The organism is Dyadobacter sp. (genome assembly GCF_051859145.1).
Taxonomy (GTDB): domain Bacteria; phylum Bacteroidota; class Bacteroidia; order Cytophagales; family Spirosomataceae; genus Dyadobacter.
In genome coordinates this window covers 979-3,132 of sequence record NZ_JBHYGF010000449.1, presented here as the reverse complement: position 1 = coordinate 3,132, position 2,154 = coordinate 979, and the positions used below count along the sequence as shown (strand labels likewise).

Here is a 2,154-nt window from a genome sequence, read left to right as displayed (position 1 = left end):
AGCTCCATAAAAAGATTTATGGGCAAAAAATACGATGACACAACAGGTGAAATGAAGACCGTTGCGTACAGCGTCGAAAAAGGTCCTAACAACACGCCGCGTATCCCTATCGGAGACAGGCTATATACCCCACAGGAAGTTTCTGCATTCATTTTGCAAAAAATGAGACAAACTGCGGAAGACTATCTTGGTCAGGAAGTAACTGAGGCAGTAATCACTGTACCTGCATACTTCAATGACGCAGAACGTCAGGCTACGAAAGAAGCTGGTCAGATTGCAGGTTTGGATGTAAAAAGGATCATTAACGAACCTACTGCGGCAGCCCTGGCTTACGGTCTGGACAAGCAACATCAGGATATGAAAATCGCGGTGTTCGACTTGGGCGGTGGTACTTTCGACGTATCTATCCTTGAACTGGGCGACGGTGTTTTCGAAGTAAAATCTACTGACGGTGATACCCACCTGGGTGGTGACGACTTTGACCAGGTAATTATCAACTGGCTTGCCGACGAATTCCAGAAAGACGAAAACGTCGATTTGAGAAGAGATCCAATGGCGCTTCAACGTTTGAAAGAAGCTGCTGAAAAGGCGAAAGTGGAATTGTCAAGCGGTACTCAGACTGAAATCAACCTGCCTTATATCTTCCCTGTTGACGGTATTCCAAAACACTTGGTTCGCACCTTGACACGCTCGAAATTTGAGCAGCTGGCAGACACATTGTTCCAGAGAATGATGGAGCCTTGCAAGAGAGCGATGAAAAACGCGGGCTATTCAAACAGCGACATTAATGAGGTAATCCTGGTGGGAGGTTCTACACGTATCCCACGTGTACAGGAAGAAGTTGAGAAGTTCTTTGGCAAAAAACCTTCTAAAAACGTTAACCCTGACGAAGCAGTTGCAGTTGGTGCAGCGATCCAGGGTGGTGTTTTGACAGGTGAAGTAAAAGATGTATTGCTTCTTGACGTGATTCCATTGTCACTGGGTATCGAAACCTTGGGCGGTGTTTTCACCAAATTGATTGACGCAAACACAACAATCCCAAGCAAGAAAACGGAAACATTCTCGACTGCTGCTGACAACCAGCCTTCTGTTGAGATCCACGTATTGCAAGGTGAGCGCCCGATGGCGAATCAGAACCGGACACTTGGTCGTTTCCACTTGTCGGATATTCCGCCAGCACAGCGCGGTACTCCACAAATCGAAGTAACATTTGATGTGGATGCAAACGGTATCCTGCACGTTTCGGCGAAAGATAAAGGACCCGGAAAAGAGCAAAAGATCCGCATTGAAGCTTCTAGTGGTTTGACTGACGCTGAGATCAACAGAATGCGTGAGGAAGCGAAAGCCAACGAAGCAGCTGATAAAGCGGAACGCGAGCGAATCGAAAAAGTAAACGCAGCTGACAGCCTGATCTTCTCAACTGAGAAACAATTGAAAGAATTTGGCGACAAGCTTTCAGAAGGAAATAAATCAAGCATTGAAGGCGCATTGGCCGAGCTGAAATCAGCACACCAGAACCAGGATCTTTCAGGTATTGACACCGCAATGGAAAAACTGAATGCGGCATGGCAGGCTGCTTCCCAGGAAATGTACGCACAAGGCGGCGAAGGCCAGCCAGGCGGACCACAGCCAGGAGCAAATCCTGGTAACCCGGGAGCAACTGACAACGGCAATGCCACTGACGATGTGACGGACGTCAATTTTGAAGAGGTCAAATAATACTCGCTCCTTTAAATCCCCGTCTGAAAAGATGGGGATTTTTTTTACACCCAAAAGTGAAAATTGGGGTGCGTAAAACTCAAATTGAAACAGTATTCAAAATGAGCTGACTGGCACCAAATTTTAACTAAATACAATACACGAATTCATCAAATCAAAACCTCTTACTAAAATTCAAGCTAGCATATGGACGCAAGGATCGCATTACCAGAACTGATGTACTTATCTCCTACTACCCGCGAAAAAGCGGTAGTGATTGCCCAGGAACTTCTCAGATCTAACAACATTTCACCACGCGAAGCTGTTGCAAAAGCCATATTGATAGCTAAAAACTGGGCTGTCAAAAAGGTAAACCGCAGTGTCTGGAAAAAACTAAAATCCATCGAAAAAGAGATCATATGATTAGCAGCGAACTGAAATTCAAAGGTCAGGTTG

The 2,154-nt window shown here is 45.7% G+C and carries 2 protein-coding genes; both read left to right on the top strand.

Annotated features, from left to right (window positions below):
* Positions 1-1,719: molecular chaperone DnaK (dnaK, locus tag ACTIE6_RS21635; protein WP_439558613.1), on the top strand; the 1,719-nt coding region annotated here is incomplete at its 5' end.
* Between the two features lie 186 nt (positions 1,720-1,905).
* Positions 1,906-2,121, top strand: coding sequence for a hypothetical protein (locus tag ACTIE6_RS21630; protein ID WP_439558612.1), 216 nt, complete (start codon positions 1,906-1,908; stop codon positions 2,119-2,121).
* Positions 2,122-2,154 lie beyond the last annotated feature (33 nt).

What these genes read in the sequence shown, in the direction of transcription:
- ACTIE6_RS21630 (WP_439558612.1), top strand. Translation starts at nt 1,906, where the DNA reads ATGGACGCAAGGATCGCATTACCAGAACTGATGTACTTATCTCCTACT.